Source organism: Micromonospora sp. NPDC000442, from assembly GCF_042898635.1.
GTDB lineage: Bacteria > Actinomycetota > Actinomycetes > Mycobacteriales > Micromonosporaceae > Micromonospora.
The window spans coordinates 106,122-131,470 of record NZ_JBIAYZ010000015.1 but is presented as its reverse complement, the minus strand read 5'-3'; the positions used below and the strand labels follow the sequence as shown (position 1 = coordinate 131,470).

Here is a 25,349-nt window from a genome sequence, read left to right as displayed (position 1 = left end):
CGATGCGCGGTGTGCACGCCGGTTACGGGCGCAGCCGGGTGCTGCACGGTGTCGACGTGGCGGTGCCCGCCGACGGGGTCGCCACGGTGCTGGGCCACAACGGCGCCGGCAAGTCCACCCTGCTGCGGGTGGCCGCCGGCCTGCTCCGACCCACCGCCGGACGGGTCGAACTGGACGGCGAGGACATCACCCGGCTGGCCCCGCACGAGCGGGTCGCCCGGGGCATCGCGTACGTGCCGCAGGGGCAGCAGTGCTTCCCGCACCTGACCGCGGCGGAGAACCTGCGCCTGGTCGCCGACGGCCGGCGGGACGGAGCAGCCGCCACCTCGGAGGTGCTGGACCTGTTCCCGGCGCTGCGCCCGCTGCTGCGTCGACGGGCCGGGCTGCTCTCCGGCGGTCAGCGGCAACAGCTGGCCATCGCCCGGGCACTGATCACCCGGCCCCGGCTGCTGATGCTCGACGAACCCACCGAGGGCATCCAGCCGTCGGTGGTGACCGAGATCCAGGACCGGATCGTGGCACTGATCGCGCAGACCGGGTTCAGCGTGCTCCTGGTCGAGCAGCACCTCGGCTTCGCGCTGCGGGTGGCCGACCGCTACCACGTCCTGGAGTCCGGCCGCGTCACCTCCGCCGGCAACGGCGGCGCCACCGCCGAACACACGGTCCGCGAAGCCCTCGCGGTCTGACCACCACCCCACCACACCCACCCCTACCTCGTCGATCTTGCACTTTCGGTCGTCGATATGCGCATCCTGACCGCCTTTGCGGCGACGGAAAGTGCAAGATCGCGGAGGTTGCGGGGTGGGTCTTCCGTTGTGGGGGTTGACCGCCTAGGGTGGGCGTGGAAGCGCTCCCACGGTCCCTGGGCAGGACCGTTCTCGACGTGCTCGCTCCCTCACCCACCACCAGAGGAAGTCGCATGTCTGCACGTAGAAAACTCCAGGCCGTCGCGACGGCGGCCGTGGCTCTGCTCGGCCTGACCGCCGCCGCGCCGGCCGCCAGCGCCGCCGCACCAGCCACCGAGGTCGTCACGGCCGCCGCACCCATCGCCGACTGGCTGCACACCGACGGGAACCGGATCGTCGACGAGGCCGGCAACGAGGTCTGGCTCACCGGGGCCAACTGGTTCGGCTTCAACGCCAGCGAGCGGGTCTTCCACGGCCTGTGGTCGGGCAACCTCGAATCGATCACCCGCCAGATGGCCCAGCGCGGCATCAACATCGTCCGGGTACCCATCTCCACGCAACTGCTGCTGGAGTGGAAGGCCGGGCAGACGATCCGGCCCAACGTCAACACGTACGTCAACCCGGAGCTGGAGGGCCTGAACAACCTCCAGGTCTTCGACCACTGGCTCGCGCTGTGCGAGAAGTACGGCCTGAAGGTCATGCTCGACGTGCACAGCGCCGAGGCGGACAACTCCGGCCACGTCTATCCGGTGTGGTGGAAGGGCAGCATCACCCCGGAGCTGTTCTTCCAGGGCTGGGAGTGGATCACCACCCGCTACCGGACGAACGACACCATCGTCGCGATGGACGTCAAGAACGAGCCGCACGGGACCCCGAACGATCCCGAGCGGGCCAAGTGGGACTCCAGCACCGACCAGGACAACTTCAAGTACGCGTGTGAGACGGCGGGCCGGCGGATCCTGGCGATCAACCCGAACCTGCTGATCCTCTGTGAGGGCATCGAGATCTATCCGCGGGCCGGTGCCACCTGGGACTCGCCCAACACCAACCCGGACCGCAGCCCCAACTACCACTACAACTGGTGGGGCGGCAACCTGCGCGGCGTCGCTGAGCATCCGGTCAACCTCGGTGCCCAGCAGGACCAGCTCGTCTACTCTCCGCACGACTACGGACCGCTGGTGTACGAGCAGCCGTGGTTCGAGGGTGACTTCGACAAGGACTCGCTTACCAACGACGTGTGGCGGCCGAACTGGTTCTACATTCACGAGCAGAACATCGCGCCGCTGCTGATCGGGGAGTGGGGCGGCCGGCTGGGTCAGGACGCCCGGCAGGACCGCTGGATGGCCGCGCTGCGCGATCTGATGATCGAGAACGGCATTCACCACACGTTCTGGTGTCTCAACCCCAACTCCGGTGACACCGGGGGCCTGCTGCTGGACGACTGGGCGAGCTGGGACGAGACGAAGTACAACCAGATGCTCAAGCCTGCGCTGTGGCAGCACAACGGCAAGTTCGTCGGCCTCGACCACCAGGTCCGCCTCGGCGGCACCGACTCCACCACCGGCATGAGCCTCGCCGAGCGTTACGCCGGCGGGCCCGGCCCCGGTGACACCACCGCGCCGACCGCGCCCGGGCGGCCGACCGCCACCGACGTGACCGCCACCGCCGCCACGCTGAGCTGGTCAGCCGCCACGGACGACGTGGGCGTCACCTCGTACGAGGTGCTGCGAGCCACCGGTTCCGCAGCGGCCACTGTGGTCGGCACGGTCTCCGGGACCACCTACCGGGCGACCGGTCTGAGCGCCTCGACCAGCTACACCTTCACCGTGCGGGCCCGCGACGCGGCCGGCAACGTCTCGGCGGCGTCGCCGTCGTTGACCGTCACCACCCCGGCCGACAACGGCAACGGCGACGCCGGCTGCGCCGCGACGTACCGGGTAACGAGTTCCTGGCAGGGTGGCTACCAGGCGGAGGTGACCGTCCGCAACACCGGCACGGCGGCCATCACCGGCTGGACGGTCAGCTGGACCGCCCCCGCCGGCACCACGATCGCGTCACTGTGGAACGGCCGGCTCACCACCTCCGGAACCACGGTGACGGTGCGCAACGAGCCGTACAACGGGCAGCTCGCCGCCGGCACCAGCACCACCTTCGGGCTGACCGGCAGCGGATCGGGTACGCCGTCCGGGCTGACCTGCGCCGCGTCCTGACGCTGCGGCGCTCCTGCCCCACCCACGATCCATCGGGTGGGGCAGGGGCCGTCCGGGGGCACGACGCCACCTCGGACGGCCCCGCGCGGCCCGGGCCTGGGTGGGCCGCGTCACCGCGTTCGCATCGCCGAGCGTCGGGTCAGACCAACCGGATGGCGTCCCCGTCGACGGTCACGTTCGCCGCGGGCAGCGGAGCCCCGGCCGGGCCGCTGCGTACCGAGCCGTCGGCGATGTCGAACACACTGTTGTGGCAGGCACAGACGATGGTGCCGTCGGAGACCGAGGTGACCGTGCAGCCCTGGTGGGTGCAGGTCGCCGAGTACGCCTTGATGGTCCCCTCGGTCGGCTGGGTCACCACCACGCCGGCATCGGCGAAGATCGCGCCGCCACCGACCGGGATGTCGGCCAGTGTGGCCAGTGCCGGCGGGCCGGGGTCGGCGGCGTCGTCGCCCGGAGTGGCGGTGCCGGACGGGTCCGCCCCGGACGAGCCGGACGGATCACCGCTGGCGGCGCCGGCGGGTGGTGCGGCCGGCGGTGCCGCCGTCGGCTGACCGTACGTCGCACAACCGGTAAGCGCGGCCACGCCCACCGCGCCGGTACCGGCCAGCAGGGCTCGTCGCGACCGGCAGCAGCCAGCCTGCTCGTGGTTCATCTGAGGTGCCTTGCCTTTCCGGGGGATCAGAACTGGATGCCGAACGTGGTGAAGTACCAGACCGACGAGGTCAGGAAGACACCGATCAGGGCGACGAAAACGACCCCGCCGACCGTGGGGAGCACCCAACCGGCGAGGCCCCGCTTGGGCAGGGTCAGCATCTTGGTGGCGAAGGCCCCGAAGAAGAAGCAGCCCAGCAGGGAGTGCAGCAGCGTACGGGTGTCGTAGTCGGCGAAGCCGAGCGCGTAGAGGCAGTGCACCGCGACCGGCACGGTGAGCAGGAACGCGATCCGACCCGACCAGCGGTGCGCCGAGCCGGCCCAGGACGGGGAGAAGCCGCCGAGCCGACCCCACATCGCCAGCGCGGACAGCAGCTGGATGACGGCGAAGAACGCCGCCCCGGTGCCGAGCCACACCTTCACCGTCAGCGGCGAGGAGAAGCCGGCCACGTTTACCGCGATGCCGGTGGGGGTGTGGGTGCGTCCGTAGACACCGAGCGCCACCGCCACCCCGGCCCCGACGACCAGCGGCACCAGCAGCGAGGGCCGCCGTCGCGGTGCGCTCGGCGGCGGGGCACCGAAGTCCCGCATCACCTCGACCATGGGCTCCGGCGCCCGGCGGGGCACGGTGCGTGCCCCGCCCTGTCGGTGCTGGGACATCACCGCGCCCCGGGGACGACCGGCTCGGCGACGAGGGTCACTCCGTTGACCACGGTGCTGTTGAAGGCGGGGTCCAGCGGCGGTGCCGGAATGGGCTGGCCGTTCCAGGTGACGATGCCGATCTGGGTGCCGTCGGGCAGCATGATCCAGCCGCCGTCGTAGCCGGCCTTGCGGGTCTCGTCGGTCACCCGGTAGATCGCCGGAGCGGTCCCCGAGCCTGACTTCACCACCGCCTCGTCGGCCGACGTGTCGTCGGGTCGGGCGGTGAACTTCCAGCGCCGTACGCCGACGATCATCTCACCGCTGGCGCGGTCGCCCCGGATGACACCGGTCAGCTTCGCGTCCTTGCCGGTCAGCTCGATCTTGCCGTCGCGCACCGTGCCGGACAGCCACAGCTCCATGCTCCGGCCGTCGCAGACGTACGCCTCGGCCTTGCCGTCCTTGACGGTGATGGCGATGGTGGCCCCGTTCTCGAGTTCACCGATCCAGTTCTGTTCGACCGATGTCACCTCGGTGCCGGCCGACGAGGCGTCGGGGTCGGTCGGCGGCGACGTGCCGGCCGGTCGCCGGGCGTCGACGTCGGTGTCGCTCGGTTCCTCCCCGGGCGTAGCCGCGTCGGGGTCCACCTCGGCGTCGGCGTCCGCCTCCACGTCGGCGGGTGGGGCCGGCGCGGCGGCCGGTGCACCTCCTCCGGCGGCGGGTTGGGTGCCCGGCGGGGATGCCTGTGCACTCATTGTGAACAGCACGGCAGCCGTCACCGCCCCCGACAGGAGGGTGAGCAACGGGGTCAGGCGCTTCATGGGCCACTCCCTTCGTACTGAGGTACGGGCGGAGGTGGTGGATGGGTTCAACCGGGCGCCAGGAAACCTCTTGCGGGATGTCGCGGGTGCCCGGTTAGGCGGCGTTTTCTCGGCCCTCGCGTGGGAAAACCGCAATTAGCAACATCGTCGAATGTCACTTGCATGTCACATGCCATCCAGTGACAGGATGCATCTAAAGCGATAGGCTTCCGGTCGTTGGAGCCGCTGGCGCGGGGACTGCGGAGCCAATGTCTTGCCTGGTAGTCGAGCTGTCCGGCACGCCATCCGAAGGTTGGAGGGCGGACCGGCGCCCGCGCCGTGGGTCGGGATTCGTGCCACGGAAAGCCCGTTTTGGGCGCTGCTTCGTTCACGCGACGGCAACATCAAGGCATGACTGGGGGAATCACGTGCTTGTCGTACGGGCGTTGGTGCGTGGCGTCGGACACCCTTGGCCACTTCGGACAGCGGTGACCGCTGCGGTGGGCGGCACCCTGGGCATCGGTGCGGTGGGCTCCGTCGCACTGCTGGCCGGCACGCCCCTGCTGATCGCCCCACTCGGCTCCACCTGCATGATGATTTTCGGCGCACCCCAGGCGCCGTTCGCCCAACCGCGAAACGTCCTCGGCGGACACACGATCTGCACCCTCGTCGGCCTGCTCGGGGTACGCGTGCTGGGAAACGCCCCGTGGCTGATCGCCGCCGCGGTCGGCCTGGCCATGGCCCTGATGGGACTGACCCGGTCGTTCCACCCACCGGCCGGCGGCGACACCGTGCTGGTGATGCTGGCGCAACCCGGCTGGCTGTTCCTCTTCGTACCGGTACTGCTCGGCTGCGTGATCCTGCTCGGCATCGCGATGGCCTTCCACAACACGCACTCCGCCGGGTCCTATCCGGTGTCCTCGGTACCGACCCCGCCGGGACGGGTGGTGATCTCCGCCGAGGAATGAGCAGACCGGCCGGCGGGTGGCGCCCGGCCGGCAGGGACAGGCCGCACCGCCGTGTCCACGTCGACCTTCAACTCCGTTCCGTATGACCAGATCACGTCGAGACGGGAGTGACGAGCAGATGCAGCAGGGTGAGACCGGACCGAGCCTGTCGCTCGGGCAGGAAAGGTCCTGGTTCATCGATCAGTACGTGGAGGCCCCCGTCGAGGTGCTGGTCGAGCAGGTGAGGCTGGGTGGACCGCTGCGGGCGGCCACGCTCGCCGCCGCGCTCGGTGACGTGGTCGCCGCCGAGGCCGTACTCGGCCTGGCGATCGGCACCGAACAGGGCCGGGCCGACCGGCGGCCGGCGGCACCGATGCCGGCGGCGCTGGCGGGCGCGGACCTGTCCCCGCTGCCAGTCAGCGAACGCGAGGAGGCGATCCGGCGAGCCGTCGGGCGGGCCGCCGAGACCCGGTTCGACCTGGGCCGGGGCCCGCTGATCCGGGCCGAACTGCTGCGCCTGACGGCCGACGAACACCTGCTCCTGCTGATCGCGCACCGTGCGGTGGTGGACCCGGCGTCCCTCTCGCTGCTCGTCGCCCGCCTCGGTGCGGCCTACCAGGCTCGGCTCGCCGACCCGTCGGGGCCGGCCGATCCCGGCGTCCGGGACGGGTTCGCCGCGTTCGCGCAGCAGGAACGCGCCGCGGCCGAGGCGGCCCGGGTGGTCGCCGGCGCCGCCTGGCGGGAGTACCTCGCCGACGTCGCCCCGCTGGAACTGCCCACCGACCGGATCCGCCCGGTACAACCCCACTACGCGGCGGGCACCGCCGACCTGCGGCTGCCGCCGACCCTGCACGAGCAGGTGGACGGCCTGGCCGCCCGGCTCCGCGTACGACCTTCCGACGTGTTGCGGGCGGGCTTCCAGGCCCTGCTGCACCGCTGGTCCGGCCAACCGGTGCTGGCCCTCGGAGTCAGCGACGAGCGGCGGGCACCGGAGACCGCCGACCTGGTGGGACCGGTCGCGACCTGGCGGGTGCTGCGCTGCGAGATCGACGACCGCACCCCGTTCGCCGCGCTGTGCGCCCGCCCCGACACCCCCGAGCCACTGCCGTTCGAAACCCTCGTCGAGGAGGTACGCCCGCCTCGCGATCCGGCCCGCAGTCCGGTGTTCCAGGCCGCGTTCACGGCGCGCCAGGCCGCCGCCGCGGCCGACTGCTTCGGCGAGGTCACGGTGCGGGCGCAGACCCTCGTGCCGGCCGCGGCCACCCTGCCCGACCTGGCGTTGCTGACCCAGCCCGACCCGAGTGGCACCCGGCTCACCCTGACCTGGCGGACGGACCTGTTCGACCCGACGACCACCGAGCGGATGCTCGGCCACTACGTGAACCTGCTGCGGGCCGCGGTCGCCGACCCGGACACCGCGGTGGACCGACTGGCCATCCTCGACGATGCCGAGCGGACCCGGCTGCTGGACGAGTTCAACCGCACCGACGCACCGTTCCCGCAGGACGTCACCGTGCACGAACTCTTCGAGGAACAGGTGCTGCGTACGCCGGACGCCCGGGCGGTCACCATCGAGGGGCGACACCTGACCTACCGCGAGCTGAACGAGCAGGCCAACCGGCTCGCCCACCGGCTGCGGGCGGGTGGCGTGGGGCGGGGCACCCTGGTCGCCCTCTGCCTGGAGCGGTCGCTCGAACTCATGGTCGCCGTCGTGGCGGTGCTGAAGTCCGGCGGCGCGTACGTGCCGCTCGACCCGGCGTACCCGACGGACCGGCTGGCCTTCATGCTGGCCGACACGCAGGCCCGCTTCCTGGTCACCCAGCAGCGACTGCGTGAGCTGGCACCGGTCGGCGAGGAGGTCGCGGTGCTGGTGCTCGACGAACCCGCGGACGCCGCGTCGTTGGCCGCGCAACCGGCGGAGAACCCGGTAAACGTGAACACCGCCGACGACCTGACCTACATCGTCTACACCTCGGGCTCGACCGGCCGGCCGAAGGGAGTCGAGACGATCCACCGCGGGGTCGTCCGTCTGGTGATCAACACGGACATTCTCCAACTCGACGAGCGGACCAGCTACCTTCAGATCTCCCCGCTCTCCTTCGACGCCTGCACGCTGGAGATCTTCGGGCCGCTGCTCAACGGTGGGCGGGTGGTCCTGCTGCCGCCCGGGGTGCCGACTCCGGCCCGGGTCGCGCGTACCGTCCGGGAGCAGGGGGTGGACACGCTCTGGCTGGTAGCGCCGCTGGCGAACCTCACCATCGACACCCATCTGGAGGATCTGCGCGACCTGCGCCAGTTCATGGCCGGCGGAGACGTCCTGTCGCTGCCGCACATCCGTCAGGTGCTGGAGCGACTGCCGCACGTGTCGATGGTCAACGGCTACGGGCCGACCGAGGTAACCGCCTTCAGCGTCAGCCACCGGATCACCTACGTGGACCCGGACTGGCCGTCGATCCCGATCGGACGGCCGATGCACAACACCACCGCCTACATCCTCGACCCGCTCGGCCAACCGGTACCCATCGGCGTGTGGGGAGAGCTGTACCTCGGGGGGCCCGGGGTGGCGCTCGGCTACCACAACCGTCCCGACCTCAACGCCGAGCGGTTCCTGCCGGACACCTTCCGCCCGGGCGACGGTCACCGGCTCTACCGCACCGGCGACCGGTGCCGCTGGCTGCCCGACGGCACTGTCCAGTTCCACGGGCGGCTGGACACCCAGGTGAAGATCGACGGGCTGCGCGTCGAGCTCGGTGAGATCCAGAGTGCCGTGGCCGACGACGAGTCGGTCGCCGCCGCCGTGGTGACCGCACCGGTGATCGGCACGCGGCGCACGCTTGTCGCGTACGTCGTGCCGGCCGACGGGCACACCTTCGACCCCGCCGCGGTGCGCGCCCGGGTGGCCGCCGCGCTGCCAAGCGTCATGGTGCCGGCCCACTACGTCACGATTCCCACCATCCCGCTCACTCCGAACAACAAGGTCGACTTCCGGGCGTTGCCCGCACCGGAGCTGGGGGCCGGTGGCGCGCACCGGCCGCCGGAGACCGGCACCCAGCAGACGGTCGCCGAGATCTGGCAGGAGATCCTCGGTGTGCCCTCGGTCGGTCTCGACGACAACTTCTTCGAGCTGGGGGGCCACTCGCTGCGGGCCGTGCCGATGATCGCGGCGGTCAGCATGCGGTTCGGGGTCGACCTGGCCGTTCAGGACATCTTTGAGGCGCCCGTTCTGGAGGCGCTCGCGACGCGTATCGAGGAGCGGATGCTGGAGGCCATTCCCGCCGAGGAGTTGGAGCGTATGTTCGCAGATATCGGCGGCTGAAGCCGCAATTGCGGGCCGGGGTTGGGTGTCGCGCACCCACCCCCGACCGCATAACTGTCACGGCACCCGACGGCTAACCTTGTGGGCCACTGAACGCCACCCGCCGCCGGGGTAGTCGAGCACCATTCCATTGGCGTCGACCGTCAATTTGTAGCTGCCGTATCGGCCCTTGTAGCGGTAGGTGTCGCGGTCGATCCGCTGGTATCCCTGTTCGACGGCGCGCAGGCCGAACGAGGGCACCTGGATCCACAGCACCCGGGCGGTGGCCTCGGCACCGACGGCGAGATTGAGCCGTCGGATGGTCAGACCGTTCGTGGCCGCGGTGCACGCCAGATCCACGTCGTCGCAGGGAAACGGCAGGTCGAGTGGGCCGTCGGCGGAGTGCCAGCGTCCCTCGTCATCGGCCCGCAGCGCCAACGTCCGTAGCCCGTTCGGCTCGTCCACCTCGATCCGCACGGACCTGGATCGCCGCGCGGCGTCCGTTTCGACGAGGTAGGTGGCACTGGTCGGGCCGCTCCTGCCCCGGTACAGGGCGGTGCCCGACAGTCGGAAGCCGTCCTTCGTCCGGTCGAGTTTGCCCATTTCCAGGAACAGTCGGTCGGACCGTTCCCAACTGGTCGTACTTAGTCTCTCCAAATCGGACATGCCGGAGATTCTAGTTCCTCGATTCTCCACTGGCGCAAGGGCGCGGTCGGTTGTAACGTCGTTGTCGGAGCGCGATGAGCAGCGATGAGACATTCGCTTCCTGGCACGCCCACGGGTCAACAGTCCAGTTCGGCGACTACTTTCGGTTACACAATTGACGGCGGTTCCGGGCCGGTCCACGAACGTGGATTCGGTCCGGTGGAGGGCCGTACCCGAATGCCCTTTTCCGCTCCTGACCAGAAAGGGGAAAGCCGTGTCAGTGCCGAGGATCGGCGACGCACCCACGTTCGTGGCGACCGCCGACCACGACAGCATGCGACAGCTCCGGGCGTTGCTCGACGACGTGTTGGGCGTCCTTGAGGACGTGGGCAAGGGACGGGCCACCCCGGTGGCGCCGGGCGGCCCGACGGCCGTCCGGGCGTACGCGGACGACGTGCTCGCCGAGTCGCTGCTGCCGGCCACCGGCAGCCGGCCCGCCGAGGTGCTGCGCAAGCTCGTCGAGGCGTACGCCAACTGGTCGGTGGACGTGAGTCATCCGGCGACGGTGGCGCGGATGCAGTGCCCGCCCGCCGCGGTGGCCGTCGCCGCCGACCTGGTGGCCAGCGCGCTGAACCAGTCGATGCACGCCTGGGAGGCGGGTCCGTTCGCGCTGGAGCTGGAGCGTCGGCTGATCGAGGACCTGGCCGCCCTGGTCGGCTACGGTGCCGACGCGGGCGGCACGCTCACCGCCGGCGGGAGCATCTCCAACGTCATGGCCATGCTGGTCGCCCGGGACGAGGCGTACCGGCGTCGCCTCGGCCGCTCCACCTTCGACAGCGGGGTGGCCGTCGGCGGGCTCCGCCCGGTGGTGCTGTGCACCGAGACGGTGCACTTCTCCGTCGACCGGGGAGCGAGCATCGCCGGTATCGGTGCCGACGGCATCATCCGGGTACCGGCCGACGAACTGGGCCGGATGATTCCCGGTGAGGCCGACCGGCTGCTGCGCGAGCTTCCGCCGGACTGCCTGCCGGTGATGCTGTTCGTCTGCGCCGGCTCCACCGACTTCGGCTGGGTGGATCCGCTGCCCGAACTGGCGCAGGTGGCCCGCGAGCACGGCGTGTGGCTGCACGCCGACGCCGCGTACGGCGGTGGGGCGCTCTTCTCCGAGCGGCTGCGGCCGCTGTTCGACGGGCTCGCCGAGGCCGACTCGGTCACCCTCGACCTGCACAAGTTCGGCTGGGTACCGGCGTCGGCCGGGGTGTTCCTGACCCGGGACGCGGCCACGTTGGATCACCTCGCCGTCCAGCAGACCAGCCTCAACTCGCCCGACGACGTGGCCGAGGGCTTCGTCGGCCGGTACGGACACTCCATCCAGGCCACCCGCCGCTGCGACGCGTTGAAGATCGCCGCCACGCTGCGCGCGTACGGCCGGGACGGCATCGGGGCCATGGTGGACGCCTGCCACGAGCTGGCCTTGTACGGCGCGGCGCGGGTGACCCGGGAGGCGAAGCTCGAACTGGCCGCGGAGCCGGTGCTCAGCACCGTGCTGTTCCGCTACCTGCCCGGCGACGGCAGCGATCTCGACGCGTTCAACAGCACCCTGCGGCGGCAGCTGATGCGTGACGGGCACGCCATGCTCGCCCGGGTCTTCCTGCCGCGTTCCGGTGGCGGCAAGGACGTGTGGCTCAAGCTCATGCTGCTCAACCCCAGCACCAGCGGTGAGCAGCTCGACCAGGTTATCGACGACGTGCTGGCCGCGGGCGCGGCACTGGAGGCGGCGGGCCGGTCCTGACGCCCCTCCGGAGAAATCGTCAGGGAGCGCAACGATGGTGACGCAGCAACAGGGTACGACCCTCGCCTACACGCCGACGGACGAGTCGGTGTCGATCCGTGACTCGATGAACGCCCTGCCCCGGGTACTGGCGATGCCGCTGACGTTCCTCACCGGCAAGCCGCACACCGGTCAGCGGCCGTTACGGCTCACGCCCGGATTCCACCTGTGGGCGGCGACGGCCTCGATGGTCGGTGGACTGGTCGTCAGCTGGGCCGCGTTGGCCAACGGCGGGTGGTGGCTGCTGCTCCTGCTGCTGGGCTGGTCGATGACCCTGCACGGGGCACGCAACCTGCGGATGATGATGTACCACCAGGCGGCGCACCGGAACATGTGGGCCCGGCCGCGCCGGGACCGGGTGGTCGGGCGGCTGGTCGCCGCCGCGCTCATGGTGCAGGACTTCGACCGCTACAGCACCGAGCACGTCATCGACCACCACGCGGTGCATCACATGACCGTCCGCGATCCCACGGTCCAGGCGTTCCTGATCGGTCTGGAGCTGCGGCCCGGGATGACCCGCCGGCAGATGTGGCGGCACCTCGTCCGGCACAAGCTGCTCTCCCCGGTGTTCCACCTGAACTTCCTGCTGGGCCGGATCCAGTCGTACTTCGCCCCGGCCAGCCGGTCGCTGCGGGTGGCGACGGTGGCGGGTTACGCCGCGGTGGTCGCGTTGGCCGTCAACTTCGACCAGTGGGTCTTCCTGCTGGTGGCCTGGGTCCTGCCGATGACCTTCTTTTACCAGATCAGCAACACCCTGCGGCTGTGCGTCAAGCACACCTTTCCCGGGCCGGAGGTCACCGAGCGACGCGGTCGGGAGTACTTCGCCAGTCTCACCAACGCCATCCTGATCGGGGAGCGGACGCCGGTCGACCGTTCGGGTGGGCCGCTACGCCGCGCGGCCCGGTGGTTCCGCTGGTCGCTGCGGATGCTCACGGTGCACCTGCCGGCGCGGTACCTGGTGCTCACCGGCGACACGGTGGTGCACGACTTCCACCACCGGCACCCGATGAGCCGCGACTGGGCCAACTACATCTTCGCCCGGCACGCGGACATCGAGGCGGGTCATCGTGGCTGGCCACCGTATCGCGAGGTGTGGGGCCTGGTCCCGGCGATCAACCTGGTCTTCGACTCACTGGGCCGGGCCGATCCACAGGAGTACGACCGGGCCCGGATCGCTCAGGTCAGTGGGCGCAGCGTCTTCTCCGCATTCGACGACTGACGGCCGGCACCGCACTGCGCACATCGGGAGGTACGACCACATGTCCAGTCGCAAGACCCAACGAACCGTCATCATCGGGGTGGCCCGCAGCGACGCCCACGCGGTGGCCAACCATCTCATCGCGATGCGGCTGCGAGAGGCGGGCTTCTGCGTCGTCAATCTCGGCGTCTGCACGCCGCTGGAGGACTTCGCCGAAGCGCTGGTCGCCCACCCGGACGCCGAGGCGGTCCTGATCGGCAGCCTCAACGGCCACGCGTACGAGGACCTGCGGGACCTGCCGGCGTTGCGGGCCGCCGGACGCCTGCACTGCCCACTGATCGTCGGCGGGAACCTCTCGGTGGGCAGTCACAAGGACGGCGACGAGCGGGAGCGGCTGCTGAGCCTCGGCGTCGACCACATCCTCGACGAGGCCGACCAGATCCCGCTGCTGCTGGACCTGCTGCACGCCGCCCGGGCCACCCCGCTTACCGGTGTCTGACCTGCCCGAGCTCGACGTCGAGCCACGAGTCGCGGCCATGCTGCCGCCCTGGACGGAGACCATGCAGTACATCCGCAAGTCGCCGAAGCGAGCACCGGTGGAGGTGCTGCGCGCCGCGGCCGCGCGGGGCCGGCCGGTGGTGCAGCCCCGCTGCGGCGTCGGCGGGCACGACGAGATGCGGACCCTGCTGGCGACTCTGGAGCGGCGCGCCCGGCCCGGCATCCTGACCATCACCATCGACTCGTTCACCCGGCTCAAACAGTTCCGCACCGCGGCACAGACCCTGCAACGCGACCCGGCGGACCTCAACGGTTATCCGCTGGTCACCCACGGCTGGCGGCGCGGCCGGGAACTCAACGAACTGGTGGACGCCCCGATCGAGGTCCGGCACGGCTCGCCCGACCCGCGCGAGCTGTTCGCGGTCTCGCTGGCGTCGGGCTTCACCTCGTTCGAGGGCGGCGGCATCGACTACAACCTGCCGTACTCCAAGGACGTGTCGCTGACCCGGTCCCTGGCGGCGTGGGCGCAGGTCGACCGGCTCTGCGGAGTGCTCGCCGAGGAAGGGGTGATCGTCGACCGGGAACTGTTCGGCACCCTCACCGCCGTGCTGGTGCCCCCGTCGGTGAGCCTGGCGGTCTGCGTCCTGGAGGCGCGCGCGGCGAGCCTGGCCGGCGTGCGCTGCCTGTCCATCGCGTACCCCCAGGGCGGCGAGGTGCACCAGGACATCGCCGCCCTGCGCTCGATCCCGGTGCTGGCCCGCCGGTACCTGCCGGAGACGGTGGAGATCTTCCCGGTGCTGCACGAGTTCATGGGTGTCTTCCCGGCCGACCCGGACGTCGCCGATGCGCTGATCCTGTACGGCGGGCTCACCGCCCGCCTCGGCGGCGCCGCAAAAGTGATCAACAAGACCAATCAGGAGGCCCGTGGCATCCCCGACGCGCAGGCCAACGTCGACGGGATCCGCACGGCCGCGCTGGCCTGCACCGACCTGCTCGACTTCGTCCGCGTCGACGAGGCGACGGTCGAGGAGGAGACCTACTGGCTGCAACGCGAGGTCGCCGAACTGGTCGAGCCGGTGCTGGCGGCCCCGGATCTCGCGGCGGCGATCACCGGTGCCTTCGCCGACGGACGGCTCGACATCCCGTTCAGTGCCAGCGTGCACGCCCGGTCGGAGGTGATCCCCAAGCGGGACGCCACCGGGGCCATCCGCTACCTCAACCCGGGCGGGCTGCCGTTCAGCCGGCCCACCCTGCGCCGCAACGAGCAGTGCCTGCGGGTGGACCGGGCCAGCCTCAGCCGCCGGCTGATCGACGAGATCCGCTCCGACATCAACTTCTTCCTGCACGCGGAGCGGCGGTTCCAGGCGGACCGCGCGACGGTCGAGTGCCCCGGCCCGGCCACCGCCGGCCCGGGTGCCGCCGCGAGTTCGGGAGGTGTCCGATGACCACCGTCCTGCTCGACCCGGACGAGGTGACCCGCGCCGCGCTCGGCGAGCGCGACGCGTCGGCCGGCACGCTGAGTTTCCAGCCCGCGCTCCACCGGCTGGTGCAGGCGATCAACGAGGAGGCGCGGCTGACCCCGGACGGGGCCCGGGTGGCGCGGACCTCGCTGGTGCACGCGCTGCGTACCCAGCTGCGGCTGGCCTCCCGACAGCAGCCGCCGGTGGACCGGCCGTCGACCGTGACCGTGGTGACCGGCCTGCACCGCACCGGGACGACACTGCTCCAACTCCTGCTCGCCGCGCACCCGCAGGTGCGTGCGCCGCAACTGTGGGAGCTGCTGGCGCCGGCCGCACCGCAGCCGACCGAGGAACTGGTCGCCGCGGCCGCCCGCTACGTGGCGGAGTACCACCGGGCCGCTCCGGCCTTCGCCGCGATCCATCCGCTGCATCCCCGCAAGCCCGAGGAGTGCCACCGGCTGATCGCCAACAGTTTCCACTCCGAGATCTTCGGCCTGCGCTACCACGTGCCCGGATACCTCGACTGGCTGTCCCGGCAGGACCACACCGCCGCGTACGCGTTGCACCGCGAACAGCTCGCCGCGATCGTCGGCACCGCACCAGGCCGGCACGTGGTGCTCAAGTGCCCGTTCCACCTTTGGCACGCCGCGGAACTGGCCGCCACCTACCCGCAGGCCCGGGTCGTCCGGCTGCACCGGGATCCGGTGAGCACGGTCGCCTCGGTGTGCAGCCTCACCCGGACGGTGCGGGCGGCCCGCTCCCGGCACGTCGACCCGCACGAGATCGGTGCCTTCTGGTTGGACCGCACCGCCGCCGCCCTGCCGGGACTGCGCGACCCCGAGGCGTTCGTCGGCCTGCCGGTGCTCGACCTGCGCTACCGGGACCTGGTCGCCGACCCCGTGGCGGCGGTCGCCCGGGTCTGCGCGTTCGCCGGGTTGCCGTTCGACCCGCCGGCCCGGCAGGCGGTGCGAGCCGCGATCCAAACTGCCGCGCGTACCGGTCCGGGCCGCCACCAGTACCGACTGAGCGACTACGGGCTCGACGCGGACGGCCTGCGCCGTCGCTTCGCCGACTACCGGGCCGCCTACCGACTGTGACCTTGTCCCACCTGGCAATTGCCGACCGCAGAAGGAGAGATGCCGTGCAGACCACCACGACGAACGCCGAGGTTCCCGCGCCGCGCAACCCGCAGCCGACCGCACCGGCGAGCACTCCGATGGAGCTGGCGTTGCAGGAGATCGAGGCGGTGAACTCGGTCGCCGGCGACAACCCGATCAAGATCGGCATCCTCTCGCCGATGAGCCGTCCCGGTGACGCGATGGCCGGCGTACTGGTTTCGCGGGGTGCCCGCCTGGGCGCCGAGTACCTGCGTGAGCACGGCGGTGTGCTGGGCGGACGCAACGTGTCGTTCATCGCCTACAACGACATGGCCACCGCTGCGGAGGAGGGTTTCCCACGCTCCGCCGTCGCGGGCATGGCGAAGCTCGCCATGGTCGACGAGGTGCTCGCCGTGCTGGGCCAGTGGCACCTGCGTACCACCCCGTGGGTGGCGGAGATGTGCGAGAAGATCGGCGTGCCGATGTTCGTCGAGAACGGGCACAGCACGGTGACCCACGGGCGGCGCACGATCTTCCGGACCTACTTCTCGATCGCCGACCGGGTACCGCTGATGATGGACTGCCTGGCCGACATCGGCGCCCGCCGCATCGGCATGATCGCGCCCGACACGGTGTTCGGCAAGACCATGGCCGACACCCTTCAGCAGTACGGCGAGTCGCGGCACGGCATGGAGTTCCTCCGCTTCGACTTCGAGCAGGAGGTCGCGCTCGACTGGCGGGAGCAGCTGCGTCAGATCAAGCAGTGGCAGCCGGACGCGTTCATCAACGGTGGGCTCAACGTCGTCGCCGGTGGCGGCCCGGTCGGCAACAGCTACCACATCCTCCAGCAGGCCATCGAGCTCGGGCTGCTGCCGACGGTGCCGATGATGGTGACCTTCGGGTTCCCGATGCGCTCCCAGGACTACTGGCGGATGGCCGGCGCGGGCGGCAACGGCGTGATGTGGCCGGCGACGAAGTTCCGTCCCTCGTGGTCGGAGATGACCCCGATCGGCCGCTGGTTCACCGAGCGGTTCATGCAGCGCTACGGCTTCGCGCCGCCGGACACCTGCCTGAGCGCGTTCACCGACGTGACCATCATCGGCCAGGCGTTGCAGGTGGCCGGCACGGACAGCCGCGCCGACCTGTTGGACGCCCTGGAGTCCACCGAGTTCGACACCTGGCGCGGGCCGCTGCGCTTCGAGCGGGGCGCCGAGCACTGGCACCACAACCCGCCGGAGCTGGTGGTCATGCAGTACCAGACCGTCGGGCAAACCTTCGACGACGCGGCCATCATCTACCCGCCGGCTCTGGCCGACAGCAAGTTCCGGCCCTCGGTAGCCAACGGGGAACTGCCGTGACGACGGCCCCTGGGGCGGCGGACCGGGCGTCACCGGCACCGCGCACCGTCGCCGGCACCGTGGTGGGTACGCTGCTCGCCCACGGTGTCGACCGGGTCTTCTGCGTCGCCGGGGAGAGCTACCTGGCGGTGCTGGACGAACTGCACGCCACCCCGACGGTCGACGTGGTGACCAGCCGACACGAGGCGTCCGCCGGTTTCGCCGCGGTGGCCGACGCGAAACTCACCGGGCGGCCCGGGGTGTGCCTGGTCAGCCGGGGCCCGGGAGCCACAAACGCGAGCATCGCGGTGCACTCCGCCTGGTACGACGCCACGCCGTTGGTCCTGGTGATCGGCCAGGTACCCCGCTGCGACCTCGGCACCGAGGCGTTCCAGGAGGTCGACTACGCGCGCGCCTTCAGCGGACTGGCCAAGGAGGTGCTGGTGCTGCTGGAGCCGGCCCGCGCCGGTGAGTTCGTCGCCCGCGCGTTCCGTACGGCCCAGTCCGGAACCCCGGGGCCGGTGGTCCTGGTGCTGCCCGAGGACGTGCTGGGCATGCCGGACCCGGGCGGTGCGGTGCCGACCGGCTGGCAGCCTGGCGCGACCGGAGCCGCGCCGGACGATCTCGACCGGGTGCGGGACCTGCTGCACGGTGCGGAACGTCCCCTGTTGCTGGCCGGTGGCGCGCTCGGCGGCGAGGCCGGGCGGCGGATGCTGGCCGCCGCCGCCCACCGGCACCACCTGCCCGTGCTGACCAGCAACAAGCGGCAGGACCTGTTCGACAACCGGGACCCGTGCTACGCCGGCCACCTGCACAACAACACCCAGGAACGGCAGCGGGCACTGCTCGACCGCGCCGACCTGGTGCTGGCGGTCGGTACCCGGCTCGACGACGTGACCACGCTGTCCCGGCGGCTGCCGAGGCCCAGAAACCCCGCGCAGGCGCTGGTGCACGTCTACCCCGATCCGCAGCGGCTCGGCCGCACCCACCCGCCGACGGTCGGGCTGGCCGCCGACCCGGTGCAGTTCCTGCGGCAACTGGCCGACCTCGAACCGGCCGGGGTGGACGCGGGTCGGGTCGGCTGGGTCGACGAGCTGCACCAGCTCGAAGTGGCCAAGGCCCGGTGGTCGGAACATCCCAGCGACGACGGCCTGGCCTTCGGCGCGCTCGTCGCCGGGTTGGACGAGCTGACCGGCGGCGACGTGGTGGTCACCCTCGACTCCGGCACCTTCACCAGCTGGCTCTACCGCTACCTGCGGTTGACCGGCGACGCGAGGATGCTCGGAGTCGGCTCCAGCGCCATGGGTTTCGGGGTGCCCGGTGGCGTGGCCGCCGCGCTGCGCACCGGCCGGCCGACGGTGGTGATCGTGGGCGACGGCGGATTCCTGATGACCGGCTCCGAACTGGCCACCGCGGTGAGCCGCCGACTGCCGCTGATCGTGGTGATCGCCAACAACGGCAGCTACGGCACCATCCGGGCCCACCAGGAACGGACCTACCCCGGACGGGTCATCGCCACGGACCTCGACAATCCCGACTTCGTCGCGCTCGCCCGCGCGTACGGCGCGTTGGGTCTCGCGGTCACCACGGAGCAGGACGTGGAGCCGTGCCTCGCCCGGGCCCTGGCCCACGGTGGCCCGGTCGTGGTCGACGTCCGCACGAGCCTGTCCTGGATCTCGGCGTACCGCCGGATGAGCGTGGGCGGCCCGGTGGGCATGGAGGTGGGTGTCGCGTGAGCCTGCACGAATCGCTTACCGATCTGATCGGTAACACCCCGCTGGTGCGACTGCGCAACGTGGTGCCGCCCGGCTCGGCCCCGCTCTACGCCAAGGTGGAGTACCTGAACCCGGGCGGCTCGGTGAAGGACCGCATCGCCCTGCGGATGGTGGAGACGGCCGAGGCGGACGGCCTGCTGCGTCCCGGCGGGACGATCGTCGAACCCACCTCCGGCAACACCGGGGTGGGGCTGGCCATCGTGGCCCAGCAGAAGGGCTACCGCTGCGTCTTCACCTGCCCCGACAAGGTGTCCCGCGACAAGATCGACGTACTGCGGGCGTACGGGGCGGAGGTGGTGGTCTGTCCCGCCGCCGTGCGACCCGAGCATCCCGACTCGTACCGCAGCGTGGCGTCCCGGATCGCCGCCGAACGGCCCGGCGCGATACAGCTCAACCAGTACGCCAACCGCAGCAACCCGGAGTCGCACTACCACACCACCGGGCCGGAGCTGTGGCGGCAGACCGAGGGTCGACTGACCCACTTCGTCACCGGAATCGGCACCGGCGGCACGATCTCCGGCACCGGGCGCTACCTCCGGGAGGTCTCCGGCGGGACGGTCCGGATCGTCGGTGTCGACCCGGACGGTTCGATCTACTCCGGCGGCACCGGGCGGCCGTACCTGGTCGAAGGGGTCGGTCAGCCCAGTTATCCGGACTCCTACGACCCGTCCGTGGTGGACGAGGTCATCGCGGTCGCGGACCATGAGGCGATCCTGATGACCCGCCGGCTGGCCCGCGAGGACGCCCTGCTCACCGGCGGCTCCGGTGGGATGGCCGCCGCCGCGGCCGTACAGGTCGCCGCCGCCGCGGGACCGCAGGCACTGGTCGTGGTGCTGCTGCCGGATTCCGGCCGTGGCTACCTGTCCAAGATCTTCAACGACGACTGGCTCGCCGGCCTGGGCCTGTACGACCCGCCCACCGATCAGCCGAGGGTGCGCGACGCCGCGACCGGTGGGCATCCGCCGCTGATCCGGCCGGACGAGACGCTGGCCAACGCGGCGAAGCTGCTACGCGACGCCGACACCACGCATCTGCTGGTAAGTGCCGCGCCGCCGCCCCTGCGGCTGGCGGAGATCCTGGGCTGCGTCACCGAGGCGACGCTGGCCGGCGCGTACGCCGCCGGCGCCGGCGCCGACGAACCGGTCGGTGCCCACCTGAGCCCACCGCCGCCGCAGGTCGGTGCCGGCCTGCCGCTGCCGGAGGTGCTGCCGATGCTGTCCGACCCGTCCGCCGCCCTGCTGGTGGTCGACGGAGGACTCCCGCGTTGCCTGCTGACCGCCCGCTGCCTGGTCGCGTACCTGGGTGAGGGCCGGGCAGCGAGTGGGTCCGCACCATCATCGCGGGGGACGTCGTGAACGCTGTCATCGAGTACGTGGACCCGATCGAGGGGTTCCGGGGTTGGCTGGTCTACGACGGGCTGGACTGCCGGCTGGCCGCCGGTGGTTGCCGGGTCAAACCCGGGCTGACCGCAGCGGACCTGGGAGAACTGGCGTCCCGGATGACGCTCAAGGAGCGACTGCTGGGCATCAACGTCGACGGCGCGAAATGCGGCATCGACTACGACCCGCGGGCGCCGGGCAAGGCGGCGGCACTGCGCCGCTTCCTCCGTTTCCTCCGCGAGCAGCTGATGACCCGGTTCAGCATGGGCTGCGACATGGGCACCCACTGGGACGAGTTGGAACAGCTCGCCCTGCTGGAGGGCATCCCGTCGATCAAGTACGCCGTCCGCGGCGCCCAGGAGTTCAGCGAGGCGGAGTTCGTCGCCCGGATGGCGCTCCTCGACCAGCACGTCGGCGCGCTGACCCTGGCCCAGCGCCGGGCCGGGCACGCGCTGGCCCAGGCGGCGGTGATGGCCGCCCGGGCCAGTGCCCTGCCCGGCCCGCTGTCCTGCACGTTGCAGGGGTTCGGCAACCTGGGGCGCGCGGCGGCGTACACGCTGGTGCAGGAGGGCGTGCGGATCACCGGGATCGCCGACGAGTACGGCTGCGTCGCCGATCCGCGGGGGCTGGACGTGGCCGCGATGCTGGCCGAGCCGGCCGGCACCCCGGTGCCGCAGTTGGCCCCGCACGCCCGACGGATGCCGGCCGCCGCGCTCCTCGACCTCCCCACCGACCTGGTGCTGCTCGCCGCCGGTGCCGACGGGCTGCCGGCGGAGCGGGCCGGCGGGCTGCCGGCACCGGTGGTGGTGGTCGGCGCCAACTGCGGGCTCAGCCCGCAGGCGGAGCACGCGCTGCACCGGGCCGGAGTGCTGGTGGTGCCCGACTTCGTCGGCGGCATCGGCGGATCCGCGTCGATGGAGGCGCTGTTCGGGCCCGCCCGCTGCCCGAGCCCGCGCGGGGTGCTCGACGGCGTGACGGAGCTGATGCGTCAGCTCATCGACCACCTGACCGACGAGGCCCGTCGCCGTCACCTGCCGCTGCGGCAGGTCGCGTACGACACGGCCGCCGCCGCCCGCGTGGCTTGCGATCAGCCGCCGTACGGCACCAGTCCGTTCCTCACCCGACCACTGACCGCGACCAGCCGACCCGTTCGTCGCTGAACCACGGAGGCACCGATGTCCGTCACCCACGCCCATCAGGCCGACACCTGCCGCCACGAGCGGGGCCACATCACCGACTCCCGCTTCTACGGCAACCGATACGCGACCGCCGCCAGCCGGCGGATCTACTGCGACGTCTGTCGCAAGCAGCGCTGGCTCGACATCGAGGCGGCGCTCGCCCAGGCGCAGGGTGAGCTGGGCATGATTCCCGGGCACGTGGTCGAGGGCATCGTGTCGGCGGCCCGGCTGGAGCGCATCGACCTGGACGCGGTGCAGGAGGAGATCGAACGTTCCGGGCACTCGCTGGTCGGCCTGCTGCGGGTGTTCCAGGCCGCCTGCCCGGACGGCACCGGAGAGTTCATCCACTTCGGTGCCACCACCCAGGACATCCAGGACACCGGGCAGTCGCTGGAGATCCGGGACACCCTCGACGAGATCGACCGGGAACTGGGCGAGATTCTCGGTTGCCTGGTGGAACTGGCCGAGGAACATGCCGACACGGTGGCGGTGGGGCGCACCCACGCCCGCGCGGCGCTGCCGATGAGCTTCGGCCTCAAGGCCGCCAGCTGGATCGACGAGATCCTGCGGCACACCGAGCGGCTGGCGACCGTCCGCTCCCGGGTCGTGGTGGCGCAGCTGTTCGGCGGCGCCGGGACCATGGCCGGCTTCGGCACCGAGGGCATCGGGTTGCTGGAGCGCTTCGCGGCCCGGCTGGGTCTGGGCGTACCGACGATCGGCTGGCACGTGGCTCGGGACCGGGTGGTGGAGTTCGTCACCACGCTCGCCATGGTGGCCGGCACCCTGGGCCGGGTGGCCGACGAGATCCGCACCATCGGCCGCCCCGAGTTCGGCGAGGTCACCGAGCCGTGGCGGTACGGCAAGGTCGGGTCGAGCACCATGCCGCACAAGCGCAACCCGGAGCGGTGCGAGCAGGTGGTGGTGATGGCGAAACTCGCCGCCGCCCAGGCGGGCATCGCGTACAGCGGGATGATCGGTGACCACGAGCGGGACTCGCGGGCGTTGCGGGTGGAGTGGGCGTGCGTGCCGGACGTGTCCCACTACACCCTGGCCGCCTGCGAGATCACCCGGGAACTGGTCAGCGGCCTCACCGTCAACGTCGACCGACTGCGGGAGAACACCCGCGTCGTCGCCGACCAGCTGGCCTCCGAGCGGCTGATGCTCGCCCTCGGCGCGCACGTCGGCAAACAGACCGCCCACGAGCGCGTCTACGAGCTCAGCCAGCAGGCCCACGACGCCGGTAGCTCGCTGCGGGAGTCCCTGGACGGCTGCGCCGACCTGCGCCGGTTGCTCCCCGACCACGAGGTGGAGGTGATCTTCGACCCGGCCCGCTATCTCGGTGCGTCGACCGACCTGACCCATCGCGCCGTGGCGGAGGCGCGCAAGTGGCTGGCAGGTCGCGGGTGAAGGGTGACCCGCGACGGGACCGGCCGACGCACCGCCGGACCGGCAACGTGCCCCACCACGGGCCCGCCCGGCGGCGATCGGCCGGCCCCGGATCAGCCCCGGCCCATCAGCGCACCGCCGTTGATCTGGATGATCTGGCCGGTGACGAAACCTGCCGTGGCACCGGCGAGGTAGCCGACCAGGGCGGCGACGTCGGTCACCGTGCCGCCACGGCCGACCGGCGCCTGCGCCGAACGCTGCCGGTGGAACTCCGGCGTCATCCGGTCCCGGTAGAACTCGGTACCGCCCACGTAACCGGGCGCGACCACGTTGACCGTGACGCCCTCACCGGCGAGCCGCGCGGCCAACTCCGTCGACCACGGGTGCAGCGCCGCCTTGGCGGCCCCGTAGGAGGCGTTGCCACGGAACGCCGCGATGGAGGTCACCGTGACGATCCGGCCGCCCGGGCGACGCAGGGCGGGCAGCAGCGCCTGGGTCAGCAGCACCACCGGCAACACGTTGCCACCGAGGTTGCGCAGATACTGCTCACGCAGGGTGGGCAGATCGTCGGCCGGGTGCGGCGCGAAGTTGCCCCCGGCGTTGTTGACCAGCACGTCGACCGTACGGCCGCCGACGGTGATCTCGTCGGCGGCGCGGCGTACGTCCTCGGGCTCGCACAGGTCGGCGACCACCGCCCGGACCCGACGGTGCTCGCCGGACAACTCCTCGGCGGTGCGCCGCAGCACCTCCGCGCGCCGGCCGAGCAGCACCACCTCGTGCTCCGGGGCCAGTTCCTCGGCGATCGCCCGACCGATTCCGGTGCCACCTCCGGAGACCACGGCCAGCTTCGGCACGCCCATCACCCCTCTCGCTCATCGATGCCCGGCAGTATCCACCACTTCAGTCGAACGGGAGCAGCCGCGTGAGCGCGCACGACCACCACAGCGATCCGCTGCCCGACACCGCGCAGGGCATCCTGGCCGAGGACCGGGCCCACCTGTTCTACTCCTGGTCCGCCCAGCGGCAGCTTCGGCCGATGCCCGTCGCCCGGGCGCTCGGCTCGTACTTCTGGGACTACGACGGCAACCGCTACCTCGACTTCGCCTCGCAGTTCGTGCACGTCAACATCGGTCACCAGCATCCGAAGGTGGTGGCGGCGATCCAGCGTCAGGCCGAACGGTTGTGCACGGTCAGCCCTGCGTTCGGCAACGACCAGCGGGCGCGGGCGGCCCGACTGATCGCCGAACGGGCACCGGGCGACCTCGACCGGGTGCTGTTCACCAACGGCGGCACCGACGCGGTGGAGCACGCGGTGCGGATGGCCCGCCTGGTCACCGGTCGGCCGAAGGTGCTGGCCGCGTACCGCTCCTATCACGGCGCGTCGCACCTGGCGCTGCACCTGACCGGCGATCCGCGCCGCTGGCCGGTCGACACCGGCACGGCCGGCGTGGTCCATTTCTTCGGCCCCTACCTGTACCGCACCGCGTTCCACGCCCGCACCGAGCCGGAGGAGGCGCAGCGGGCGCTGGCCCACCTCGAGCAGGTCATCGCGCTTGAAGGCCCGGGCACCGTCGCCGCCGTGATCCTGGAACCGGTGGTCGGCACCAATGGTGTGCTGGTGCCGCCGGAGGGCTACCTGGCGGGCGTCCGCGAGCTGTGCGACCGGCACGGCATCCTGCTGATCGCCGACGAGGTGATGGCGGGCTTCGGCCGGACCGGGCGCTGGTTCGCGGTGCAGAACTGGGACGTCGTACCTGACCTGATCACCTTCGCCAAGGGGGTGAACTCCGGCTACGTGCCGCTCGGCGGGGTGCTGATGGGGCCGCGCGTGTTCGACGCCTTCGCGGATCGGCCCTACCCCGGCGGCCTGACCTACTCCGGCCATCCGCTGGCCTGCGCCGCGGCGGTGGCCGCCATCACGGCGATGAGCGAGGAACGGATCGTCGAGAACGCCGCCCAACTCGGTGCCGAGGTGCTCGGACCCGGCCTGCGGGAGCTGTCCGAACGGCACCCGGTCATCGGCGAGGTACGCGGACTGGGCGTGTTCTGGGCACTGGAACTGGTGCGGGACCGGGACACCCGCGAGATGCTGGCGCCGCTGGGGCCGCCCGGCGGACCGCCCGGCCCGATGGACGAGTTGGGCGCGGCCTGCCGCAAGCGCGGGCTCTGGCCGTTCCTGCACACCAACCGGGTCCACGTCGTGCCGCCGTGCACCGCGACCGAGCGGGAGATCCGCGAGGGCCTGGACATCCTCGACGAGGCGTTGTCCGCCATAGGCAGCCACTACCGATGACTTCCGAACCCATCCGACCGTCGTCACCGCAGTCCGTGCCGAGG

Annotated in this window: 20 protein-coding genes; 15 read left to right on the top strand and 5 right to left on the bottom strand. The window is 71.4% G+C overall.

Features of this window, described 5'->3' with window-relative positions; translation table 11 throughout:
• The first annotated feature begins 2 nt into the window (after nt 1-2).
• Nucleotides 3-686: an urea ABC transporter ATP-binding subunit UrtE gene (urtE, locus tag ACFY2A_RS22745; protein ID WP_387174390.1), complete on the top strand. Its 684-nt coding sequence runs from the start codon at nt 3-5 to the stop codon at nt 684-686.
• 233 nt (nt 687-919) lie between these two features.
• The gene (locus tag ACFY2A_RS22740) at nt 920-2,896 is read left to right on the top strand and encodes a cellulase family glycosylhydrolase (protein WP_387174388.1); all 1,977 of its coding nucleotides are present in this window, start codon (nt 920-922) and stop codon (nt 2,894-2,896) included.
• Between the two features lie 139 nt (nt 2,897-3,035).
• Here the strand turns inward: ACFY2A_RS22740 and ACFY2A_RS22735 are convergent, their stop codons facing one another.
• The 3 genes from ACFY2A_RS22735 to ACFY2A_RS22725 form a co-directional block, all read right to left on the bottom strand.
• Entirely contained in the window at nt 3,036-3,548 is a 513-nt protein-coding gene (locus tag ACFY2A_RS22735) for a Rieske (2Fe-2S) protein (RefSeq protein WP_387174386.1), read from the bottom strand.
• A gap of 26 nt (nt 3,549-3,574) precedes the next feature.
• Nucleotides 3,575-4,138: a DUF6529 family protein gene (locus ACFY2A_RS22730; protein WP_281563040.1), complete on the bottom strand. Its 564-nt coding sequence runs from the start codon at nt 4,136-4,138 to the stop codon at nt 3,575-3,577.
• Between the two features lie 68 nt (nt 4,139-4,206).
• Entirely contained in the window at nt 4,207-5,007 is an 801-nt protein-coding gene (locus tag ACFY2A_RS22725) for a hypothetical protein (protein ID WP_363922286.1), read from the bottom strand.
• 467 nt (nt 5,008-5,474) lie between these two features.
• On the opposite strand from ACFY2A_RS22725, the gene ACFY2A_RS22720 reads away from it, so the two are divergent.
• Both ACFY2A_RS22720 and ACFY2A_RS22715 read left to right on the top strand, forming a co-directional pair.
• Nucleotides 5,475-5,954: an HPP family protein gene (locus ACFY2A_RS22720; protein ID WP_363922288.1), complete on the top strand. Its 480-nt coding sequence runs from the start codon at nt 5,475-5,477 to the stop codon at nt 5,952-5,954.
• Between the two features lie 118 nt (nt 5,955-6,072).
• Nucleotides 6,073-9,249, top strand: coding sequence for an amino acid adenylation domain-containing protein (locus tag ACFY2A_RS22715; RefSeq protein ID WP_387174384.1), 3,177 nt, complete (start codon nt 6,073-6,075; stop codon nt 9,247-9,249).
• Between the two features lie 57 nt (nt 9,250-9,306).
• Here the strand turns inward: ACFY2A_RS22715 and ACFY2A_RS22710 are convergent, their stop codons facing one another.
• On the bottom strand, nt 9,307-9,894 hold the full coding sequence (locus ACFY2A_RS22710; RefSeq protein WP_363922292.1) for a putative glycolipid-binding domain-containing protein: 588 nt from the start codon (nt 9,892-9,894) through the stop codon (nt 9,307-9,309).
• A 253-nt stretch (nt 9,895-10,147) separates the two neighbouring features.
• Between ACFY2A_RS22710 and ACFY2A_RS22705 the strand changes: the two genes are divergently transcribed.
• From ACFY2A_RS22705 to ACFY2A_RS22660, 10 genes are all read left to right on the top strand, one after another.
• Nucleotides 10,148-11,665 carry a pyridoxal phosphate-dependent decarboxylase family protein gene (locus ACFY2A_RS22705; protein ID WP_387174382.1) on the top strand — a complete coding sequence of 506 codons (1,518 nt, stop codon included), beginning with the start codon at nt 10,148-10,150 and terminating at the stop codon, nt 11,663-11,665.
• Nucleotides 11,666-11,699: 34 nt separating this feature from the next.
• Complete coding sequence (locus ACFY2A_RS22700; protein WP_387174380.1) at nt 11,700-12,923, top strand: stearoyl-CoA 9-desaturase; 1,224 nt, start codon at nt 11,700-11,702, stop codon at nt 12,921-12,923.
• A gap of 40 nt (nt 12,924-12,963) precedes the next feature.
• Nucleotides 12,964-13,401, top strand: coding sequence for a cobalamin-dependent protein (locus ACFY2A_RS22695; RefSeq protein ID WP_363922298.1), 438 nt, complete (start codon nt 12,964-12,966; stop codon nt 13,399-13,401).
• Nucleotides 13,394-14,845, top strand: coding sequence for a methylaspartate mutase (locus tag ACFY2A_RS22690; RefSeq protein WP_387174378.1), 1,452 nt, complete (start codon nt 13,394-13,396; stop codon nt 14,843-14,845). The genes ACFY2A_RS22695 and ACFY2A_RS22690 overlap by 8 nt, the downstream gene beginning before the upstream one ends.
• Entirely contained in the window at nt 14,842-15,957 is a 1,116-nt protein-coding gene (locus tag ACFY2A_RS22685; protein ID WP_387174376.1) for a sulfotransferase family protein, read from the top strand. Before ACFY2A_RS22690 ends, ACFY2A_RS22685 begins: the two co-directional genes overlap by 4 nt.
• 119 nt (nt 15,958-16,076) lie before the next feature.
• On the top strand, nt 16,077-17,315 hold the full coding sequence (locus tag ACFY2A_RS22680) for an ABC transporter substrate-binding protein (RefSeq protein ID WP_363922552.1): 1,239 nt from the start codon (nt 16,077-16,079) through the stop codon (nt 17,313-17,315).
• Entirely contained in the window at nt 17,312-19,030 is a 1,719-nt protein-coding gene (locus ACFY2A_RS22675; protein ID WP_387174374.1) for a thiamine pyrophosphate-dependent enzyme, read from the top strand. Before ACFY2A_RS22680 ends, ACFY2A_RS22675 begins: the two co-directional genes overlap by 4 nt.
• Nucleotides 19,027-20,424: a pyridoxal-phosphate dependent enzyme gene (locus ACFY2A_RS22670; RefSeq protein WP_387174372.1), complete on the top strand. Its 1,398-nt coding sequence runs from the start codon at nt 19,027-19,029 to the stop codon at nt 20,422-20,424. Before ACFY2A_RS22675 ends, ACFY2A_RS22670 begins: the two co-directional genes overlap by 4 nt.
• On the top strand, nt 20,421-21,608 hold the full coding sequence (locus ACFY2A_RS22665) for a Glu/Leu/Phe/Val dehydrogenase dimerization domain-containing protein (protein ID WP_387174370.1): 1,188 nt from the start codon (nt 20,421-20,423) through the stop codon (nt 21,606-21,608). Before ACFY2A_RS22670 ends, ACFY2A_RS22665 begins: the two co-directional genes overlap by 4 nt.
• A gap of 15 nt (nt 21,609-21,623) precedes the next feature.
• The gene (locus tag ACFY2A_RS22660; RefSeq protein WP_387174368.1) at nt 21,624-23,033 is read left to right on the top strand and encodes an adenylosuccinate lyase family protein; all 1,410 of its coding nucleotides are present in this window, start codon (nt 21,624-21,626) and stop codon (nt 23,031-23,033) included.
• Nucleotides 23,034-23,125: 92 nt separating this feature from the next.
• On the opposite strand, the gene ACFY2A_RS22655 is transcribed toward ACFY2A_RS22660, so the two are convergent.
• On the bottom strand, nt 23,126-23,866 hold the full coding sequence (locus ACFY2A_RS22655) for an SDR family NAD(P)-dependent oxidoreductase (protein WP_387174430.1): 741 nt from the start codon (nt 23,864-23,866) through the stop codon (nt 23,126-23,128).
• 68 nt (nt 23,867-23,934) lie between these two features.
• Here ACFY2A_RS22655 and ACFY2A_RS22650 point away from each other — a divergent pair, with 68 nt between their 5' ends.
• Nucleotides 23,935-25,305, top strand: a complete 1,371-nt coding sequence (locus tag ACFY2A_RS22650) for an aspartate aminotransferase family protein (protein ID WP_363922312.1) — start codon at nt 23,935-23,937, stop codon at nt 25,303-25,305.
• Nucleotides 25,306-25,349: the final 44 nt, after the last annotated feature.

Coding starts and splice junctions, on each gene's coding strand:
- urtE (WP_387174390.1), top strand. CDS start 3: ATGCGCGGTGTGCACGCCGGTTACGGGCGCAGCCGGGTGCTGCACGGT.
- ACFY2A_RS22740 (WP_387174388.1), top strand. CDS start 920: ATGTCTGCACGTAGAAAACTCCAGGCCGTCGCGACGGCGGCCGTGGCT.
- ACFY2A_RS22735 (WP_387174386.1), bottom strand. CDS start 3,548: ATGAACCACGAGCAGGCTGGCTGCTGCCGGTCGCGACGAGCCCTGCTG.
- ACFY2A_RS22730 (WP_281563040.1), bottom strand. CDS start 4,138: ATGCGGGACTTCGGTGCCCCGCCGCCGAGCGCACCGCGACGGCGGCCC.
- ACFY2A_RS22725 (WP_363922286.1), bottom strand. CDS start 5,007: ATGAAGCGCCTGACCCCGTTGCTCACCCTCCTGTCGGGGGCGGTGACG.
- ACFY2A_RS22715 (WP_387174384.1), top strand. CDS start 6,073: ATGCAGCAGGGTGAGACCGGACCGAGCCTGTCGCTCGGGCAGGAAAGG.
- ACFY2A_RS22710 (WP_363922292.1), bottom strand. CDS start 9,894: ATGTCCGATTTGGAGAGACTAAGTACGACCAGTTGGGAACGGTCCGAC.
- ACFY2A_RS22700 (WP_387174380.1), top strand. CDS start 11,700: ATGGTGACGCAGCAACAGGGTACGACCCTCGCCTACACGCCGACGGAC.
- ACFY2A_RS22695 (WP_363922298.1), top strand. CDS start 12,964: ATGTCCAGTCGCAAGACCCAACGAACCGTCATCATCGGGGTGGCCCGC.
- ACFY2A_RS22685 (WP_387174376.1), top strand. CDS start 14,842: ATGACCACCGTCCTGCTCGACCCGGACGAGGTGACCCGCGCCGCGCTC.
- ACFY2A_RS22680 (WP_363922552.1), top strand. CDS start 16,077: ATGGAGCTGGCGTTGCAGGAGATCGAGGCGGTGAACTCGGTCGCCGGC.
- ACFY2A_RS22660 (WP_387174368.1), top strand. CDS start 21,624: ATGTCCGTCACCCACGCCCATCAGGCCGACACCTGCCGCCACGAGCGG.